The sequence below is a fragment of the Selenomonadales bacterium 4137-cl genome, assembly GCA_032334055.1.
Classification (GTDB): Bacteria; Bacillota; Negativicutes; order Sporomusales; family UBA7701; genus Anaeroselena; species Anaeroselena agilis.
Genome location: JAUOZS010000001.1, coordinates 2,345,039 through 2,364,750, shown reverse-complemented (window position 1 = coordinate 2,364,750; position 19,712 = coordinate 2,345,039). Strand labels below are relative to the sequence as shown.

Annotated in this window: 18 protein-coding genes and 1 other RNA gene; 15 read left to right on the top strand and 4 right to left on the bottom strand. The window is 62.3% G+C overall.

Features of this window, described 5'->3' with window-relative positions; all coding sequences use genetic code 11:
* The first annotated feature begins 169 nt into the window (after positions 1-169).
* From Q4T40_12500 to ssrS, 11 genes are all read left to right on the top strand, one after another.
* On the top strand, positions 170-1,213 hold the full coding sequence (locus Q4T40_12500) for a TRAP transporter substrate-binding protein (protein ID MDT8902067.1): 1,044 nt from the start codon (positions 170-172) through the stop codon (positions 1,211-1,213).
* Between the two features lie 64 nt (positions 1,214-1,277).
* Positions 1,278-1,805 carry a TRAP transporter small permease gene (locus Q4T40_12495; GenBank protein ID MDT8902066.1) on the top strand — a complete coding sequence of 176 codons (528 nt, stop codon included), beginning with the start codon at positions 1,278-1,280 and terminating at the stop codon, positions 1,803-1,805.
* Positions 1,806-1,848: 43 nt separating this feature from the next.
* The gene (locus tag Q4T40_12490) at positions 1,849-3,150 is read left to right on the top strand and encodes a TRAP transporter large permease subunit (GenBank protein ID MDT8902065.1); all 1,302 of its coding nucleotides are present in this window, start codon (positions 1,849-1,851) and stop codon (positions 3,148-3,150) included.
* 130 nt (positions 3,151-3,280) lie between these two features.
* Positions 3,281-4,852: a histidine kinase gene (locus Q4T40_12485; protein MDT8902064.1), complete on the top strand. Its 1,572-nt coding sequence runs from the start codon at positions 3,281-3,283 to the stop codon at positions 4,850-4,852.
* A 1-nt stretch (position 4,853) separates the two neighbouring features.
* Positions 4,854-5,579 carry a response regulator gene (locus Q4T40_12480; protein MDT8902063.1) on the top strand — a complete coding sequence of 242 codons (726 nt, stop codon included), beginning with the start codon at positions 4,854-4,856 and terminating at the stop codon, positions 5,577-5,579.
* 146 nt (positions 5,580-5,725) lie between these two features.
* A complete protein-coding gene (gene ilvD, locus Q4T40_12475) occupies positions 5,726-7,390 on the top strand; it encodes a dihydroxy-acid dehydratase (protein ID MDT8902062.1) in 1,665 nt (554 codons plus the stop codon).
* Positions 7,391-7,412: 22 nt separating this feature from the next.
* A complete protein-coding gene (locus tag Q4T40_12470; GenBank protein MDT8902061.1) occupies positions 7,413-8,420 on the top strand; it encodes a TRAP transporter substrate-binding protein in 1,008 nt (335 codons plus the stop codon).
* A gap of 9 nt (positions 8,421-8,429) precedes the next feature.
* Entirely contained in the window at positions 8,430-8,933 is a 504-nt protein-coding gene (locus Q4T40_12465; protein MDT8902060.1) for a TRAP transporter small permease, read from the top strand.
* Entirely contained in the window at positions 8,930-10,189 is a 1,260-nt protein-coding gene (locus Q4T40_12460) for a TRAP transporter large permease (GenBank protein ID MDT8902059.1), read from the top strand. Before Q4T40_12465 ends, Q4T40_12460 begins: the two co-directional genes overlap by 4 nt.
* Before the next feature lie 80 nt (positions 10,190-10,269).
* The gene (locus tag Q4T40_12455; protein ID MDT8902058.1) at positions 10,270-10,992 is read left to right on the top strand and encodes a class I SAM-dependent methyltransferase; all 723 of its coding nucleotides are present in this window, start codon (positions 10,270-10,272) and stop codon (positions 10,990-10,992) included.
* 116 nt (positions 10,993-11,108) lie between these two features.
* A non-coding RNA gene (gene ssrS / locus Q4T40_12450) (6S RNA) lies at positions 11,109-11,280 on the top strand.
* Positions 11,281-11,340: 60 nt separating this feature from the next.
* Here ssrS and Q4T40_12445 read toward each other — a convergent pair.
* The 3 genes from Q4T40_12445 to Q4T40_12435 form a co-directional block, all read right to left on the bottom strand.
* Positions 11,341-12,531: a hypothetical protein gene (locus Q4T40_12445; protein ID MDT8902057.1), complete on the bottom strand. Its 1,191-nt coding sequence runs from the start codon at positions 12,529-12,531 to the stop codon at positions 11,341-11,343.
* A gap of 198 nt (positions 12,532-12,729) precedes the next feature.
* Complete coding sequence (locus Q4T40_12440; protein ID MDT8902056.1) at positions 12,730-13,170, bottom strand: hypothetical protein; 441 nt, start codon at positions 13,168-13,170, stop codon at positions 12,730-12,732.
* Between the two features lie 159 nt (positions 13,171-13,329).
* Complete coding sequence (locus Q4T40_12435; protein MDT8902055.1) at positions 13,330-14,625, bottom strand: ATP-binding protein; 1,296 nt, start codon at positions 14,623-14,625, stop codon at positions 13,330-13,332.
* Between the two features lie 177 nt (positions 14,626-14,802).
* On the opposite strand from Q4T40_12435, the gene Q4T40_12430 reads away from it, so the two are divergent.
* Positions 14,803-15,012 (top strand): hypothetical protein, encoded by a 210-nt coding sequence (locus tag Q4T40_12430; protein MDT8902054.1) that lies wholly within the window; start codon positions 14,803-14,805, stop codon positions 15,010-15,012.
* Between the two features lie 83 nt (positions 15,013-15,095).
* On the opposite strand, the gene Q4T40_12425 is transcribed toward Q4T40_12430, so the two are convergent.
* A complete protein-coding gene (locus Q4T40_12425; GenBank protein ID MDT8902053.1) occupies positions 15,096-16,103 on the bottom strand; it encodes a DUF3231 family protein in 1,008 nt (335 codons plus the stop codon).
* A gap of 228 nt (positions 16,104-16,331) precedes the next feature.
* Here Q4T40_12425 and Q4T40_12420 point away from each other — a divergent pair, with 228 nt between their 5' ends.
* The 3 genes from Q4T40_12420 (at position 16,332) to Q4T40_12410 (ending at position 19,538) form a co-directional block, all read left to right on the top strand.
* Entirely contained in the window at positions 16,332-16,913 is a 582-nt protein-coding gene (locus tag Q4T40_12420; GenBank protein MDT8902052.1) for a hypothetical protein, read from the top strand.
* Positions 16,904-17,356, top strand: coding sequence for an STAS domain-containing protein (locus Q4T40_12415; GenBank protein MDT8902051.1), 453 nt, complete (start codon positions 16,904-16,906; stop codon positions 17,354-17,356). Before Q4T40_12420 ends, Q4T40_12415 begins: the two co-directional genes overlap by 10 nt.
* Positions 17,357-17,558: 202 nt before the next feature.
* On the top strand, positions 17,559-19,538 hold the full coding sequence (locus tag Q4T40_12410) for a methyl-accepting chemotaxis protein (protein MDT8902050.1): 1,980 nt from the start codon (positions 17,559-17,561) through the stop codon (positions 19,536-19,538).
* Positions 19,539-19,712 lie beyond the last annotated feature (174 nt).

Below are 19,712 nucleotides of genomic sequence, written 5' to 3'. Positions count from 1 at the left end.
ACAGTCCTGTGGACAGACCGCCGCGGATAGCCTAAAATAGTGTATAGCAATGCGTTTTCGATTTCCAGCATCTGGTATCCGGGAGGCAAAAATGGACGCGCCCCGGGCCGCCTCCACCGCAGGGCAAAGGCGCGCGACAGGCACCACCATATTAGAAGGGGGTTAACACATGCTTTCGTTCCGCAAAACCGGTTTCCTCACCCTGGCCCTGGCCGCCGTCGTCATCCTTTCCCTGGCGCTGGCCGGCTGTGGCGGCGACAAAAAGGCCGAGCCCAAAGCCGCCGGACCCGTAAAATGGGTCGCCAACTCCGTCTGGCCGCCGAACAACCATCAGACCCAGGGTCTCCAGGAGTTCGCCAAAAAGGCCAAAGAAGCCACCAAAGGCAAGGTCGACATCACCGTCCAGGCCGGCGGCGCCCTCGGCTACAAAGGCCCCGAACTCCTCAAGATCGTCCGCGACGGGCTCGTGCCCATGTCCGACATGCTGACCAGCGGCGTTGCCGGCGACGAACCGCTGTTCAACGTCGTCACCCTGCCGTTCCTCATCCAGAACTTCGAAGAAGGCAAAATCCTCAACGACATCGCCCGTCCCTACTTTGACCAGGTAGCCGAAAAGAAATGGGGCCAGAAGATCCTCTACATATCCCCCTGGCCGGCTGCCGGCATCTGGTCCAAGAAAGAAGTAAAATCCGTTGACGACATGAAAGGTCTCAAAACCCGCACCTACGACAAAAACGGCGGTCTCGTCGTCCAGGCCGTCGGCGGCACGCCCTACCCGCTGCCCTTCAGCGAAGTCTACTCCTCCCTGGCCACCGGCGTAATCGACTCCGTCCTCACCTCTACCCCCACCGCCGTCGACGCCAAATTCTGGGAAGTCCTCAAATACTACTCCCCCCAGAACGTGACCATGGCCACCGACCTCGTCACCGTCAACCTCAAAGAATTCAACAAACTTGACAAAGCCACCCAGGACGCCCTCATCAAACTCGGCAAAGACATGGAAAAAGAGATGTGGGACAAAGTCGCCAAACTCGACAAAGAAAAAGAAGCCGTCTCCAACAAGAACGGCATAACCACCGTCAAACCCAGCAAAGAATTCCTCAACGACCTGTCCAAAGTCACCAAGAATATCCGCGAAGACTGGCTAAAGACCGCTCCCCCCGAAGCCAAGAAAATAGTCGAAGAGTTCAACAAAAAAGTCGGTCGTCAGTAAAAGGCAGCGAAGAACCGGCGGCTACGGGCCGCCGGTTCTTTCCCCTGAAGGAAAGGAGTTCGCCATGGAGTCATTCATCCGCTTCTGTGACCGTCTCTCCCTCTACGGCGGCGTACTCGCCGGCATCCTCACCATCGTCGCCCTCCTCCTCGTCTGCGCCGAGATGGTCATCCGCACCCTGTTCGCCAAAACGCTCTACATCACCGAAGAATACACCGGCTACCTCATGGCCGCCCTCACCTTCCTCGCTCTCGCCTACACCCTCAGGGACAAAAGCCACATCCGCATGGTCTTCCTCCACGAAATCGTCAAAGGCCGGGCGCGCAACCTCGTCGACCTCTACGCCTTCATCGTCGGCTTCATCTTCTGCGCCATCCTCACCTACAACTGTTACGAATTCTTTTTCGACTCGATAAGAACGGGCACCCGCTCGATGCAGATATCCGCCACCCCTCTGGCGTATCCTCACTTCTTCATGCCCCTGGGCTCCGCCATCCTCACCCTGCAGTTCGCCGCCGAAATCTGCCGGTCGCTCATCAGACTGCGCACCGGCGAAACCGGCGAAGCCGAGTCCAGCACCCTGGGCCGGTGACCCGGATGCGCCGTTTATCTAACAATAGGGGAGGCGAACCCATATGGACGTTTTGACAATATCCTTCATACTACTTGTCTGTCTGGCCTTTTTCCTCGGCACCACCGTCTGGATCGGCATATCCCTCTTCATCATCGGCGCCATCGGCTTCTTCTTCTTCACCAGCGTCGACCCCATGGCCGTCATGGCCAACATCGTCTGGAACGGCACCAGCGGCTCCACCATGATCGCCCTGCCGCTGTTCATCTTCATGGGAGAACTCCTCTTCAAAAGCAAAATCTCCGAAAACCTCTTCAAAGGCCTTTCCCCCTGGATGGACTTCCTGCCAGGGCGCCTGCTGCACGTAAACATCTGCGCCTGCACCCTCTTCGCCGCCGTCAGCGGCTCCTCCGCCGCCACCACCGCCACCGTCGGCAGAATCACCCTCCCCGAACTTGAAAAACGCAACTACGACCGCGGGCTCTGCCTCGGCTCCCTTGCCGGCGCGGGCACCCTCGGCTTTCTCATTCCCCCCAGCATGGTCATGCTCGTCTACGGCATCGTCGCCGACGTCAGCATCGGCAAACTCTTCATCGCCGGCATCATTCCCGGCATAATCCTCGCCGCCGCCTTCAGCGGCTACATCGTCGTCCGCTGCCTCCTCAACCCCGAACTCGCCCCCCGCGGCGACAACGCCTACACCTGGGACGACCGCCTCAAATCCATCCCCCTGCTGCTGCCCGTCGTCCTCCTCATCGTCCTCGTCCTCGGCAGCATCTACCTTGGCTGGGCCACCCCCACCGAAGCCGCCGCCGTAGGTGTCCTCGGCTCCCTCTTCTTCGCCTTCATCACCCGCAGCCTGGACCGGGAAATCTTCACCTCCGCCCTCATGGGCTCGGTCAAAACCTGCTGCATGATCATGCTCATCGTCGCCGGCGCCTCCTTCCTGTCCGTCGCCGTCGGCTACCTCGGCATTCCCGCCGCCATCACCCAGTACATCGCCACCCTCGGCGTATCCCCCTACACCCTCATATCCATCCTATCCGTCATGTACCTCATCATGGGCTGCCTCCTCGACGGCTTCTCCATGATCGTCATGAGCCTGCCCATCGCCGCCCCGCTTATCAAGGCCGCCGGCTTCGACCCCGTCTGGTTCGGCATCTACCTCGTGATCATGATCGAACTCTCCCAGATCACCCCCCCCGTAGGCTTCAACCTCTTCGTCATCAACGGCCTCGTCGGCGACAGCCTCTTCCGGATCGCCCGCTACGCCATGCCGTCCTTCCTCATCATGCTCGCCATGACCGCCCTCATCACCATCTATCCCGAAATCGTCCTCTACATGCCGAAACTCATGATAAAATAACCGACGCAATCCGCAAACCACGCCAAGACCGGATCGCGCATCCGGTCTTTTTCGTTAGGCCGGCGGCTTATCGCCGCGGCCCCGAAGCGCCAGACAGGCCCGCCGGGCCGGAAGGAGGGAGGCAAGCCCGATGCCCGAAATCAGCCAACTCGGCAAAAGCCAATACTTCGAATGGGGCAGCATCCTCTGGTTCGTCGAACCCGGCAACCTCGACATCGAAAGAATGAGCGTCGGCCTCATCACCTTCTACCCCCGCACCACCCAGGACGAACACCTCCACTCCGGCGACGAACAAGTCATCTACGTCGTCTCCGGCGCCGGCGCCCAGATAATCGACGACCAGACCTACCGCCTCCAGCCCGGCGACATCAAGCACATCCACCCCTACACCCGCCACAAAGTCATCAACGACACCGACGACGAACTCAAACTCATCATCGTCTACACCCCCTCCAAATTCCAGCGTCTCCTCGCCCAGCCCCCGTCCGCCAGCCCGACGGGCGGCGAAGCCGACATCCGCGCCCTCCTCGACCTCGACGTCATCCGCGGCCTCCTCAACAAACTCTCCGAAGCCATCGGCCTCAGCCTCACCATCATCGACACCGCCGGCGAAACCGTCGTCAAAGCCGACAACTACCCCCGCTTCTGCGCCCTCCTCGACGGAGCCAGCGGCGGGCGCCACTGCCGCCCCTACGTCGAACGGGTCATCGGCGCCATCGGCCGCACCCACGGCCCGCACTTCTTCCAATGCTGCAACAACGTCGCCAGCATCCTCATCCCCATCTTCGACGGCGCCACCGTCATCGGCTACATCCGCTGCGGCCAGGTCTACCTCAACAAACCCGACCAGGACGAACTCCAGCGCACCATCGACGCCTTAGCCGCCCGCTACGCCATCCCCGCCTGCGACCTCCTCGCAGGCTCCACCGCCATCCGCATCGAGCCCAAAAGCCGCCTCTACGCCGCCGCCGAAGCCACCTTTGCCGTCGCCAGCCTAATCACCGAAATGTCCGCCGCCGCCCTCCGGCAAAAAGAACTCGACAACAGCCGCCTATCGCTTGTCAAAGAACAGATAGCCTCCGCCAAACTCGAACAAGCCCTGCGCGAAGCCGACTTCAAACTCCTCCAGTCGCAGATAAACCCCCACTTCCTCTTCAACACCCTCAACACCATCGCCCAGATGGCCTACATCGACGGCGCCGAAAAAGTCGCCAACCTCGTCTGGAGCCTCTCCGACCTCCTCCGCTTCACCCTCAGAAAAACCGAAGAACTCATCCCCCTGCGCGAAGAACTCAAAATGCTCGACAACTACCTCCACATCCAGCAATCCCGTTTCGGCAGCCGGCTCAGCGTCGCCTTCGACATCCAGCCCGGCCTCGACGAAACCCTCATCCCCTGCATGCTCCTCCAGCCCCTCGTCGAAAACGCCATCGTCCACGGCTTCGAACTCAGCGACGGCGAAGGCGCCATAACCATCACCGTCCGCCGCCGCGGCCGCAGCCTCCACTGCCGCGTCCGCGACAACGGGCTCGGCTTCGATCCCCAGGCCGACCCCGCCGGCAAAGGCGGCGGCATCGGCCTCGCCAGCGTCAAAAACCGGCTGCAGTACTACTTCAAAGACCAGTACCGGTTCGCCATCCACAGCGAAAAGAGCCGGGGCACCACCGTCGAACTCACCTTCCCGGCGATAGGCGGTAACTGAAATGCGCGCCATCACAATCCTCGTCGCCGACGACGAAATCACCGTCCGCACCTTCATTAAAATGGTCGTCGCCAAAGAACGCCTCCCCGTGGCCGCCTGCCTCGAAACCGACAACGGCCTCGAAGCCGTCCGCCTCGCCGGCGAGCACCGCCCCGACCTCGTCTTCCTCGACATCCGCATGCCCGGCTGCGACGGCCTCAAAGCCGCCGCCGCCATCCTCGCCGACAACCCCCGCGCCAACGTCGTCATCGTCTCCGCCTACAACGAATTCGACTACGCCCGCACCGCCCTCAGAGCCGGCGTCGCCGACTACCTCCTCAAACCCGTCCGCCCCGCCGAAGTCGCCGCCCTCATCGTCAAAACCGCGGCCGCCGCGGCCGCCCCCGACGACGCCGGCCGCAAGCCGCCCCTCGTCGCCAAAGTCGAACAATACATCCGCGCCAACCTCGACGCCCCCATCAAACTCCGGGACATCGCCCAAGCCGTCTACCTCAGCCAGTTCCACCTCAGCCGCACCTTCAAACAACTCACCGGGCGCTCCGTCGTCGAATACCTTCAGGACCAGCGCCTCGCCAAAGCCGGCGAAATGCTCGCCGCCACCGACCTGTCCGTCACCGAAATCGCCGGCCGCGTCGGCTTCAAAGACGCCGCCTACTTCACCACCTGCTTCAAAAACAGAAACGGCGTGACCCCGCTCCAGTACCGAAAAAATTCAGGCCGCCGCTAAACCCCCGCGCAAAAAAACACAGTTTCGCCGGTCCGCATCCCTGTCCATTAACGCACGATTTTTCAAAATTTCCACAAATAATTGAAATAATTATCGGACAATATCCGGTAATATGGAACCAAAACCAAAACAAGGGAGAGGATCAAATGCGCAGCGACATCGTCAAAAAAGGCTCAACCCGCGCAGCCCACCGCGCCCTCTTTAACGCCATGGGATACACCCCCGAAGACCTCAAAAAACCCCTCGTCGGCGTCGTCAACGCCTTCAACGAAATCATCCCCGGCCACTTCCACCTCCGCGACATCGCCGACGCCGTCAAACTCGGCGTAGCCTCCGGCGGCGGCACCCCCGTCGAATTTCCCGCCATCGGCATCTGCGACGGCATCGCCATGGGCCATGACGGCATGAAATACCCCCTCCCCAGCCGCGAACTCATCGCCGACTCCATCGAAGCCATGGCCGTCGCCCACAGCTTCGACGGCCTCGTCCTCATCACCAACTGCGACAAAATCGTCCCCGGCATGCTCATGGCCGCGGCCCGCGTCAACATCCCCGCCGTCGTCGTCAGCGGCGGCCCCATGCTCGCCGGCCGCCACCAGGGCAAAGACATCAGCGTCAGCCAGGCATTCGAAGCCGCCGGCCTCTTCGAAGCCGGCAAAATCACCGCCGCCGAGCTCGACAGCCTCGAACGGGCCGCCTGCCCCGGCTGCGGCTCCTGCGCCGGCCTCTTCACCGCCAACACCATGAACTGCCTCACCGAAGCCCTCGGCATGGGCCTGCCCGGCAACGGCACCATCCCCGCCGCCCACTTCGGCGCCCGCCGCGCCCTTGCCAAAAAAGCCGGCGAAGCCGTCATGACCCTCATCGCCAAAGACATCAAACCCCGCGACATCTTGACCCAGAAAGCCTTCGAAAACGCCATCGCCGTAGACATGGGCATCGGCGGCTCCTCCAACACCGTCCTCCACCTGCCCGCCATCGCCCACGACGCCGGCATCGAGCTGCCCCTCAGCCTCTTTGACGCCATCAGCGCCAAAACCCCCTACATCACCAAACTCAGCCCCGGCGGCAGCCACCACCTCCAGGACCTCAACGAAGCCGGCGGCATCAACGCCGTCATGAAAGAACTCGCCAAAACCGGCCTCATCCACACCGACGCCGTCACCGTCGCCGGCACCGTCGCCACCCGGATCAAACACGCCGCCATCGCCCGGCCCGAAGTCATCCGCACCGTCGCCGACCCCTACCGCAAGACCGGCGGCATCGCCATCCTCAAAGGCAACCTCGCCCCCGAAGGCGCCGTCGTCAAAGAAAGCGCCGTCGCCGACGACATGCTCGTCTTCAAAGGCATTGCCCGCGTCTTCGACTCCGAAGACGACGCCATCGCCGCCATCCTCGGCAAAAAAATCAAAGACGGCGACGTCGTCGTCATCCGCTACGAAGGGCCCCAGGGCGGCCCAGGCATGAAAGAAATGCTCAACCCCACCGCCGTCATCGCCGGCATGGGCCTCAAAGTCGCCCTCCTCACCGACGGCCGCTTCAGCGGCGCCACCCGCGGCGCCTGCGTCGGCCACATCTCCCCCGAAGCCATGAGCGGCGGCCCCATCGGCCTCGTGCGCGACGGCGACGTCATCAAACTCGACATCCCCGGCCGCAGCCTCAACGTCGAAATCAGCGACGCCGAACTCGCCAAACGCAAAGCCGCCTGGAAAAAGCCCGCCCCCAAAGTCACCGGCGGCTACCTGGCCAGATACGCCGCCATGGTCACATCCGCCAGCACCGGCGCCGTCTTGAAGGCGCCCCAGCAATAACAATTTAAAGGAGGAACCCCCCATGTCGAAAAACAAACTCATCCTCGTCGTCGCCCTGCTCCTCACCGTCACCTTCCTGGTAACCGCCTGCGGCGGCGGCACCAAGCCCGCCCCCGCCAAAAACGAACCGAAAACCATCAAACTCGCCCACGTCGTAAACGAAAAAGACGGCTTCCACATCGCCGCCCTCAAATTCAAAGAACTCGTCGAACAGCGCACCAAAGGCATGGTCAAAGTCGAAATCCATCCCAACGCCTCCCTCGGCGACGAGCGCACCCTCATCGAAGGCATGCAGCTCGGCACCGTCCACATGGGCGTAATCACCAACGGCCCCGTCGCCAACTTCCTGCCCGAGCTCGCCGTCTTCGAAATGCCCTTCCTCTTCGCCTCGCCTGAAGAAGCCTACAAAGTGCTCGACGGCGCAGTCGGCCAGAAAGTCCTCGCCAAACTTGACGCCATCAACCTCAAAGGCCTCGCCTACGCCGAACGCGGCTTCCGCAACCTCACCAACTCCAAAAAAGCCGTCAAATCGCCGGCCGACATGGCGGGCCTCAAGATCAGGGTCATGGAAAACCCCGTCTACATCGACACCTTCAAAACCCTCGGCGCCAACGCCGTTCCCATGGCCTGGACCGAAGCCCTCACCGCGCTGCAGCAGGGCACCATCGACGGCCAGGAAAACCCCGTCAACGTCATCTACGCCTTCAAACTCAACGAAACCCAGAAATACCTCTCCATGACCAAGCACACCTACGCCCCGGCCCTCTTCCTCATGAGCAAGAAAATCTTCGCCGGCTTCGACAAAGACACCCAGGCCATCATCGTCAAAGCCGCCCAGGAAGCCGCCCAGCATGAGCGCAAATGGAACGCCGAGCAGATGGCCGGTCAGCTGAAAGCCCTCAAAGAAAAAGGCATGGAAATAATCGAGCCCGACAGCAAGGCCTTCCAGTCGGCCGTCAAACCCGTCTACGACAAATACGGCCAGAAATTCGGCTCCCTGCTGCAAGACATCGAGAAAGCGAAGAAATAAGGGACCGCGATGGCGAAACTTGAAACATTGCTAAACGCCGTCAGCGAATACACCGACAGGGCCGCCCTGGGACTCGTCGTCTTCATCATGTGCGCCATGGTCGTCGTCACCACGCTGCAGGTCATCTGCCGGGTGTTCTTCGCCGCCCTGACCTGGAGCGAGGAACTGTCCCGCTACCTCCTGGTGTGGGGCACCTTCTTCGCCGCCACCCTGGCCTACAAGCGCGGCAACCACATCGCCATCACCTTCGTGATCGACGCCTTTCCCAAAAGAATCCGCGCCTTGTTCGTGACCCTGTCCTACCTGCTGTCGCTCGTCTTTTTCGCGGCCGCCGCCAACTACGGCATCGAAATGATCAGCCTGCAGGTCTTCCAGATATCCCCCGCCATGGGCATCCCGATGAAATACATCTACTACAGCATCCCGATAAGCATGGTGATCATGATGATCCACGCCCTGGCCGGCATCGCCGGCCAGGTGCGGCGGGTCGCGACCGGGGAGGGAGAGGCATGATAAGCATCCTGTTCGGCACCTTCTTCGTGCTCCTCTTCCTCGGCCTGCCGATCGCCGTCGCCATCGGCCTCACCGCCGTCGTCATCCTCGTCACCCAGGACGTATCCATGCTCGTCCTGCCGCAGCGGATGTTCGCCGGCGCCGACTCCTTCCCCCTCGTCGCCGTGCCCTTCTTCATCCTCGCCGGCGACCTCCTCGCCCAGGGCAAGATATCGGAAAAACTCGTCCAGTTCGCCGACTCCATCCTCGGCTTCCTCAAAGGCGGGCTATGGGTCGTCGCCGTCCTCGCGTCGATGTTCTTCGCCGCCATCTCCGGCTCGGGCGCGGCGACCACCGCCGCCGTCGGCACCCCGCTCATCCCCGAACTGCGCAAAAAACTCTACGACGTCCCCTCCTCGGCGGCCCTCATCGCCGCCGGCGGCTGCATCGGCGTCGTCATCCCACCCTCGGTCCCGATGATCCTCTACTGCGTCATCGCCGACCAGTCGGTCGCCAAGCTGTTCCTCAACGGCTTCGTCCCCGGGGTGCTCATGGGGCTCGCGCTTATCGCCGTCGGCCTCTACATAGCCTACAAAAAGAACTACGCCAAAGGCTCCCCCTTCTCGCTCAAAAACGTCGGCAAAACCTTCGCCGACGCCATCTGGGGCCTGCTCACGCCGATCATCATCCTCGGCGGCATCTTCTCCGGCTACTTCACCCCCTCCGAAGCCGCCGTCATCGCCGTCGACTGGGCGCTCATCGTCGCCGTCTTCGTCTACCGCGACATGGGCTGGAAGGACATCTTCCGCATCTTCGCCCGCTCGGCGATCACCATGTCCGTAATCATGTTCATCATCGCCGTATCCTCGGCCCTGAGCTGGATCTTCGCCAACTGGCAGATCCCCAAGCTCATCGCCGAAAGCATCCTCGCCCTGTCGGACAACAAACTCGTCCTTTTGCTCCTCGTCAACTGCGTCATCTTCGTCACCGGCTTCTTCATGGAGACCGCCTCGGCGCTCATCCTCCTCACGCCGGTCTTCCTGCCCCTCATAACACAGCTCGGCGTCGACCTCATCCACTTCGGCCTCATGATCGTCCTCGGTCTGGCGATCGGCATGGTCACCCCGCCGGTGGCCATCAACCTCTACGTCGCCAGCACCGTTTCCGGCGTCTCGATCGAAAAGATCAGCCGCTCGGTCATCCCCTTCCTCACCGCCCTGCTGCTCGTCTACGCGGCCGTCGTCTACCTGCCGCTGTTCTTCAAAATCATCCTCTAGCATATTACCCCCTCCCGAGGCTCCTGTCGGCTCAGACCGTCAGGAGCCTTCCCTTCATAACCCGGAAAGAGGTGAACGCCATGCTTCCCGACCCGCGCTGGCGCTACGACGAACAGCGCCACTCCGGCGTCGACTTCTCCTCCGCCGGCGAAGTCGAAGCCTACGACGCCTACATGCGGAAAATGCGCGACTTTGCCGGCGAAGTCGCCAAAATCGGCGACAGCCTCGGCCTCGGCCCCGCCGACACCCTCCTCGACCTCGGCTGCGGCACCGGCGAAACCGCCCTCGGCCTCGCCGCCCGCTGCGCCGCCGTCCACGCCGTCGACGTCTCCGGCGAAATGCTGACCTGCGCCGCCGCCAAAGCCCGGCAGCGCGGCATCGCCAACATCGCCTTCGCCCAGGCCGGCTTCCTCACCTGCGATTACCCCGCCGCCTCCTTCGACGCCGTCCTCTCCCAGCTCGCCCTCCACCACCTGCCCGACTTCTGGAAGCACATCGCCCTTACGAGGGTCCACCGCCTCCTCAGGCCCGGCGGCCGCCTCCTCCTCCAGGACGCCGTCCTTCCGTCCGACACCGGCGACTTCGACCGCTACTTCGCCGGCGTCGTCGACGCCATCGCCGCCGCCGGCGGCGAAAAAGTCGCCCGCGACACCGCGACCACCCTCCGCGACGAGCACCCCACCCTCGACTGGATAATGCAGGGCCTCCTCGAAAAAGCCGGCTTCGCCCTCCTCCGCGCCGACCGCACCCCGCCCTTCATCGTCACCTACCTGTGCGAAAAACACGCGCATCCCGGCGCATAAAAGCGTCCGGCCGCACGCGGCAGGGAGGGAGAGGGGCGGATGCGTCCCGCGGCCGATAGCCGCCCTTGCCTCCCGGCGGCCGCTATGCTAAGATTACTCATGTCGTCACCTGGCGAAAATGCCTGGGATACGCGCCACCCGAATATGTCCAACCTACATTGAATAAAAGGGAGTCCGGTGCCCGTGCGGCTGTCGGGCCGCCTCTGAGCGGATGGCAAAAACACGGCCAGGACACCCACCTGCGAGAAGCGGGTATGGACATACCGGGAACGGTATCGCGGGCGCTGAATAATAACCAAAAAGAGACTTGCCGATTACCGGCGAGTCTCTTTTTTTATCTTTCACCGTTTACTCCTTACGGCCGATGCTCAGCGCGCAATGGCCGGCCAGCACCCGCTCCACCGTCTCCGCCTCCGCCCGCCGGCAGCCCACGATCAGCACCACCTCCGTAAGCTTGCCGGGCGGCGGCTTCCGGGCGTACACCCTGTAAAGCAGATACTTCGCCGCGAACCCCAGCGCCCCGCCCGCGAACAGCCCGATCAGGCTCCACACGATCGGCCCCCACGTCCACATGAACCCCCACATCGTCCCGAACAGCATCAAAATCGTCCCCAGCACCGTTGGCAGATCGAACATGCTCAGCCCGTCCGCCCGGTGGATGGTGTCGAACATCCTCACGTTCCCTTGCGGCGCGTTCATCGGGACCGCGCAGATACTGGCCGGCGCGATCCCCATCTGCTCCAGTTCGCTGATCGCCAGCTCCAGCTCTAACGAGTGCTCGAACGACGCCGTTACATACATATCCGCCGCCTCCTCCGTCGGCATCCTGAAATCGGGGTCCTGATACTTCTCCTTGAAAAACGAGTCCTGCTCCTTTTCGAACAGCCGGTTGTACTCCACCGTGTTCACGTACGCGTCATAGGCCGCGAACCCGTAGATCGACGGCAGGTACATCAGCCACTGCGGATTGACCGCCGCCTTGGCCTGCTCCCACAGCCCCAGCGCCGAATACTGGACCCCTTCGAAAAGGTGCGAATGATAAGCGATCGCCATCCACCAGATCACCAGGAAAAACCCTGTCGGTATCCGGTGGGTATAGATATGCCCCAGTCCCGGCGCCACGACCGTCCACGCCACCGCCACCCACGGCGCGCGCCGGTCCAGGGTATTTATCTCCATGAACGACATGCTCACCGGCGGCAGCGTCTGCCCGTGCCTGTCCGCCAGGAGCGACAGCTGGTTAAACTGGATGGCCAGCCGGTAGCTGTCCCACACCGCGAAGATGAACACCAGCACATACATCAGCAGCCAGCGGTTGTCGACGACCTCCTTCGCCAGCTCGAACCGTCCCGTGAAACTGTACAGGATGGCCAGATTCACCCTCGCCTTGGTGTTGACCGTCATCTCCCAGAAAAACAGCAGAAAGCCGCTCACGTAATTGCCCATGCTGATATGCCCGAAGCCCGGATACGACGCCGACCACCACGCTATCGTCCACGGGTTGCGCAGGTGGAAATAATTCGTGGCCAGCGAATTCATGACTCCTTTTGGCCTGCGGGGATTCATTTTCTGCGCCTGATAAGGTTTCATCGTCCTCTGCCCTGGCTTGCCGGATTTCTATAACCTCACCATCTATATTTCCCGCCGCCCGCGCCTCTCTATCCGCGCCGGTCGTCATACCTTTGAAGAACGCAAAAAAGGACTTCCGTGGGAAGTCCTTTCGCCTGCGGCTGTCCGCTAATCTCCCTGCGACGCCAGGATCACCAGCAGCACCACCGCTATCCCGATATTGCGCATTTCCTGCTCGTGCCGCTCATTCTCCCGCGCCTGCCGCTCGCGCCACTCGCGCTCGTTCTCGTGCTGCCGGCGCTGCATCTCCCGCTCGTGCCGCGCCATCTCCTCACGGTGGCGGCGCTCCTTCTCGCGCTGCTCCTGCTGCCGCCGCAGCTCCTCCTGATGGCGCCGCTCCCGCTCGCGCTGTTCCTGCTGCCGCCGCAGCTCCTCCTGGTGGCGGCGCTCCTTCTCGCGCTGCTCCTGGTACCGCCTGTCGTCCCGCTGCTCATGCCGCTGGCGGTCGTCGTCGTGCCGCGTCGCCGCCTCCACCGCCGCCGCGCCCGTCCCGAGCTGCAGGCAGCCCACCAGCGAATACACTATCACCTTTTTGACCAGCCCGTTCATCCTTCATCCCTCCCGCGATTATCTGACCCTAGCCTCAGTATAATCTGGAAGTGTGACAAAAAAATGACTGACCAGTCAATTATATCCTTGTCCCGCAAAATTTTCTTTTTCCCAACCCGAAGCGTGTGGCGGCACCCGAATCGTCTTTCCCTGCGGCCCCTACGCCCCGGCCTGTTCCGTCTCCCGCGGCCCTGTCGCCGGGAACCTCACCCGGAACGTCGTCCCCGTCGCGCCGGTGTCCACCTCGATCATCGCCCCGTGGCGCTCCGCGATCCGGAAACAGATCGGTATCCCCAGCCCCGTGCCCTTCTCCTTGCTCGTCACGAACGGCGTCCCCAGCTTGGCGTAAATCTCCGGGGGGATTCCCCCGCCGGTGTCGCTCACGAACAGCACCGTCTGCCGGCCGTCCCGGTACGTGCCGACCGTCACCCTCCCGCCGCGCTCCACCGCGTCGAGGGCGTTCCCGGCCAGGTTCAGCACCAGCTGCCTCACCTCGCCCTCGTCCGCCTCCACCGGCTGCGACTTTCCGAGCTTCAGCGCGAGCTCCTTGCCGTCCGCCAGCGCGCCCGCCTGGATCAGGGGGAATATCCGCTCCAGAACCTGATTGAGGTTGCAGGGCGCCAGCGCCGCCCGCTTGTTCTTCGCCAGGCTCAGAAACTCCGTGATGATCGCGTTCGCCCGGTTCAGCTCGCCGATCATCAGATCGAAATGCTCGCAGTAGCGGGAATACTCCTGCTTATTGCGGAAAAACTGCAGATAACCCTTGATCGTCGTCAGCGGGTTGCGGACCTCGTGGCCGATGCTCGCCGCCATCTCTCCGATCAGGTTCAGCCGGTCCAGGCGGGCCAGCTCCAGCGCGATCTCCTGCCTTTCCAGCCTCACCAGATAGTCCGTTGCCCGCCGGTGCTCCCGGCGGTAGTAGTTAAGGATGACCACATACAGCGTGGTGACGACGACGACCGCCGCCATCAGGCCGATGAAATTATCCATGAACAATTCGCCCCGGTTCGGATTTGTAGCGATAACCTGCGGAAAATAGTATTCCGTCGCCATCAGGCCCACCGTTACCGCCGCCATGCCGCCGACCAGGGCGAAAATCCACCGCACGTTTCGCACGCTTACCGAAATCATCGCCGCGAAGACTATGATATAGAACGGCACCGAGCCGAAAATTCCGTCGTTGGCGATCCACAGGGCGGGAAAAGTGGCGAAGGCGAAGCCCACCCCCGGCAACAGCGCCGCCCGGTACGCCCGTTTAGCCACCGACAGGTAATACGACGCCCCCAGGACGACGCAGCCCACCACGCTCAGCAGCATCGGCAGCCTGAACCCCAGCAGATAATTCGACCCGACGGTGACCAGCGAGATAAGGATGCCGATCAGCAGGACCGTGTTTAGTATCCTGTGTTCGAGCGGGTAGCTCGCCTCGTCGCCGACCAGCCGGCTCCAATCCATGGCTACATCTCCCAACACGATAATAATCTATAACCTTCGTCATAAATTCACCATTTCCTCCAGAATATTCCAAAAAATTCGCCTGGTGCATCCGTCCGCTTCAGCACCATCCGCGTATACTCGTCCCGCCGCGGTATGATAAAATAAGAACGGTATTTCATCCCCAGGGGGTGCCTCATGCGCAAACTCACGACCACCAAGGCGCTGACCACCGGCATGCCGGTCGACAAAGTCCGGCGGCTGGCCGACGCGGCCGGCGTCAGCCTCTCCCATGTCGAAACGCGCTTCGCCGGCAAGGGCAAATGGCTCAACGACTTCGAAATCTCCGGCCCGCCCGGCAAAGTCGACAAATTCTTCGAAAAAGTCGACGACATCAGGGTGGACTGAAAATAGGGCAGGCCATCGCCCCGCTTACCTTAACATCCCCCACACAAAAAACGGCCGGGTTTCCCCGGCCGCTTCGCCTATCCCTACCGCTCCGCCAGCGCCAGCGCCGCCTGGTCCGGCGCCCCCGGCGGCTCCTCCAGCCAGCCGCTTTTGATCAGCAGCGCCGTCCCGTCCGTCAGGTACATCCCCGCCTCCGTCATCAGCCGCGCGTACATCGCCGCCAGGTCCTGCCGCATGCTCGCCGCCAGCCCCAGCCCGTAGTGGCCCAGCCCCATCGCCGTCACGCCCGTCACCAGCGTCAGCATCAGGCGGTCCGAGAACGGCGGCGTCTTCGACAGCGTCGGCATCGCGTCCCACGTCGACGGCGCCTTCAGCCCCGAATCGTGGAGCGTATCGGTAAACACCTTGATATGTTTGTTCGCGATCTCCATCCCGCGGTAAAAATACTCCCGCAGCTCCTTGGCCCGCGCCACCTGGCTGAAGGCCGCCACCACGTGGTTGCCGAACAGGTTGTTCATCATATTTCCGAAAACGTGGGCCGCCTCGATCGCCAGCAGCGGCCGGTTTCCGCCCAGCACGCTCCCCATGAACTCCTCTCTCGCCGTCTTCGTCTCCTTTTGGACAGGCAGATACGGCGGGCGGACCAACAGCCCCTTCGTCAGCAGCACGTGCGTCGCCCGGTTGTCCAGCTCCTCGCCCAGTCGCGCCGACATCGAGAAAAAAGCCCTCACATCCTGGCGTTGTGAGTTCACCAGCGCCTCGGCGGCCCCCGGCAAGGCCAGCTTTACCATCCGCTTCACGTAGTACAGGCAGCCCGTATCCTCGAACAGGCGCGGCGCGGCCGTGTCCACATCCGCGTCCGTGAACCCCTGCGGGCGGGGATAACCCGCCTTCGTCAGGATGGCCAATATCGCCGCGTCGATCTTCAGCGCCGCCTCATAACCGTAGCGGAGCACCATCTCGGCCTCCCTGTCCTCCACCTTGGCGAGAAAAACCTTCAGCATCCCGATGTTGAGCGAATTGCCCATATAATGGTCCCACAAAAAGCCGACCTCCGCGCACGTAAGCCTTGGCGTCACATCGCGTTCCATAAGCCCCTCCCGGTACTTTTTCCTTAGCATTCCCCGCCGGCGGCCTTCGCTTGCATCCTTTTTTCCCGCCGGCCCGCCCGCGCGGCCGCCATCCGCGGCAAACAAAGCCGGCGTCCGCCGCCCGACAGGACAACGCCGCGTCGCGTCGAATTGGTATCTTATACCGTCGCGGCCGGCCCTTCGCCGAAGCTCCGGCCGCCGCAAATCCACATCCGGGAGGCTGGTGTATTGGATATCGGGATACACGCGCTCGGCGCCACCAGAGTCGTCATGGTGCCGGCCAACCTCGACGGCGTCGCCGTCGCCGCCCTCGAAACCGCCCTGCGCGGACTCATCGCCGCGGGAACACGCAACATCCTCTGCAACTTTTCCCAAACCGCGGCCGTCCCCCAGGCCGCCCTGGACATGCTCCTGGCGGTCCTCAGGGACCTCCACCGCGCCCAGGGGCAGATGGCCTTCTGCCTCATGCGGCCGGAAGTGCGCGCAGCCTTCGACGCGGTCGGGCTCACCGGCCTCTACCGCTACTACGACCACGACGAAGCCCTGCGGGTCGAGGTCCTCCGCGAACTGTCGGCCCACTTCGACGAATACGCCGACTGCCACGCCGTCCGTCTCCGGCGGGACGCGGACAAAACATCGGTTCAGCTCTTCCTCGAATTCGACGGCGAACTGAAAATGAGCCAGGTCCAGCGAAGCATCGAAAGGATCAAAGCCGGCCTCGAAGCTAAGCTCGCCGACAGCGAAGTCCTCATCATCCCCGCCACCGGCGCGCCGGTCGCGGCCCAAGGAGGGGAAACGGCATGCGGATAACCGACCTGGACGGCATCCCCGTCGTCGAACTGGCGAGCCGCATCGACGTCTCTACCGCCCCGGCGCTGGAAAACCTGCTCAACGGCCTGCTCGACGACGGCCGCACCGGCATAATCTGCGACTTCGCCGCCACCGAATACATATCCAGCCTCGGCCTCCGGGTCTTCCTCTCCGCCCTCAAGCGGACGGCCAAAGCCGGCGGCAGCCTCGTCCTATGCTCCCTCAAGCCCGGCATCCTCGAAATCTTCGACATGACCGGCTTCACCGGCCTGTTCGCCATCTTCCCCTCCGCCGAAGCGGCGCGCGGCTTTTTCCGCGCCCTCCCGCCGGATAGCGCCGGGCCCAAAAGCGAACAAGAGCTCCTCATCGACCGGCAGCCCGACGAAGTGACCCGCGCCTACGCCGCCCGGCCCGCCCCCGTCCGCATGGACGAGAAAGCCTAGCCCCCCCTCGGACCGGCGACAGCCCCTCCTAGCCGAACAAGGCCGGAAGGGGTTTTCTATTCGCCGGAAAAATCTCTGCGAATGGCGTTTTATGTCTTTTGGTAGAAGTTTCTTTGTCTAATTCTTTATATTATGGTAAAGTGAGTAGTATGCGGCCACCCGTGGCAACACCGGGAAGCACTTCAGCAAAGGGGCGATTATTTTGAGCTTGAAGGCAAAACTGACAATCACTTTTTCAACAATGGCGGTACTCATTCTTCTCCTTTCGTCTGTTGCCGGTTTCATATTCGCCAAGGACCAGATAACCGCGGATATCAACGCCGAAATGCTGGCAACGGTAAATTCCCATGCCAACAAACTTGAAGGCTGGCTCATAAGCAAGGCCAAGATGCTGGAAATGACCGCAGGAACGCTGCAAAGCTCACTCGGCGACAACGGGATCACCGAGCCCATGCTCGCCGGCTACAAAACAGTCGACAAAGAACTGTCCGACGTATATTTCGGCTCGACCGACGGGAAGCTGGTGGACGGGAGCGGCTGGAAACCGCCGGCGGGGTATGACGCCCGCACCCGTAGCTGGTATAAATCCGCCGCCTCTCAAGGCAAACTGGTATTTTCCGACCCTTACCTCGACCAGGTCACCAACAAAATGGCGGTTTCCGTCGGCATGCCGTTCAAGAGCGCGACCGGGCAGATGCGGGGCATAATCGCCGCCGACATACTGCTGCAGACACTCGTCGACAATATAAAGACCATCAACATGCACGGCGCGGGCTACGCCTTTCTGTTCGACGCCAAAGGGCTGATGCTGGCCCATCCCGACGCTGCGCTGGTGAACAAAAACATCTTCAAGGACGACAGCCTCAAGAACGCCTCGGCCTATTACCGGGAAATGATCGACAAAGGCCAGGGCTTTGTCCGCCACAACCAAAACGGCGCGGCCATGCTGACCGTATTCCAGAAAGTGCCGCCCACAGGCTGGATACTGGCGATCACCGTCCCGGAAGACGTCGTCTTTTCGCCCCTTGCCCACCTGCGGTGGCTGCTCATCCTGGTGGCGGTCATCTCCGTCGTCATCGTCATCGTCGTCACCTTCATCGTCGTCAAACGGATAACAAAACCGATCGAAAGCCTTGCCAATCAGGTTAACCTCCTCGCCAACGGGGACCTTACCGTCCAGGCGCAAGCCGACGGCCGCGACGAGATCGCCGAGCTTGCCACCGGCTTCAACGCAATGGTGCACAACCTCCGCGACCTGATTGTGCGCATTCATAGCAGCACCGAACATGTCGCCGCCTCCAGCCAGGAGCTCACCGCCAGCGCCGAGCAGTCGGCCCTGGCGGCCAACCAGGTGGCCCAAATCATCACCGACGTTGCAGCCGGCGCGGAAAAGCAAATGCGGGCCGTCGACGATACCGCCTCGGTCGTCGGGCAGATGTCCGCCGGGATCCAGCAGATCGCGTCCAACGCCAACGCGGTCGCGGGCACCTCGGCCCAATCGGCCGGCGCCGCCCAGGACGGCAGTCAGGCCGTGGAAAGAGCCATCGCCCAGATGGAAAATATCGAGCAAAAAGTAACCCGGTCGGCCCAGGTTGTCGCGAAACTGGGCGAGCGGTCGAAAGAAATCGGCCAGATCGTCGACACCATTGCCGGCATCGCCGGCCAGACCAACCTGCTGGCCCTCAACGCCGCGATCGAGGCCGCCAGGGCCGGCGAACAGGGACGCGGCTTCGCCGTTGTCGCCGAAGAAGTCCGCAAACTCGCCGAGCAGTCCCAGGAAGCGGCCAAGCAGATTGCCGAACTAATCGCCGAAATTCAGAGCGACACCGACAGCGCCGTTGTCGCCATGGATGAAGGCACCAGGGAAGTGCGGATCGGGGCCGAAGTCGTCAACGACGCCGGCCGTGCCTTCCAGGTAATCTACAAATCGGTCGACGAAGCGTCGACCCAGATGCGGGAAATATCGGCCGCCATCCAGCAGATGGCCGGCGGCAGCCGGCAGGTCGTTTCCTCGGTGCGGGAGATCGACGTCATCAGCAAGGCTACCGCCGACCAGGCTCAAAACGTATCGGCCGCCACCGAAGAGCAATCGGCAACCATGGAGGAGATCGCCGCCTCAAGCCAGGCCCTGGCGAAAATGGCCGCGGAACTGACGCAGGCGGTAGGCGAGTTCAAAATATAGCAAGCAACAGAATAGGGTAGGGCAGTTAAGGAGGCTTCGCCGTTGCTGGCGGAGCCTCCTTGATCGTCCGCAAGACCCTTTTCCGGCCACGGCGCGCGGCTGTCGCGGCCCGCGCCGCATGGATGGGAATAAAACAGGAATACTACCCACATACTGGCATAAGGTGTGACCTGG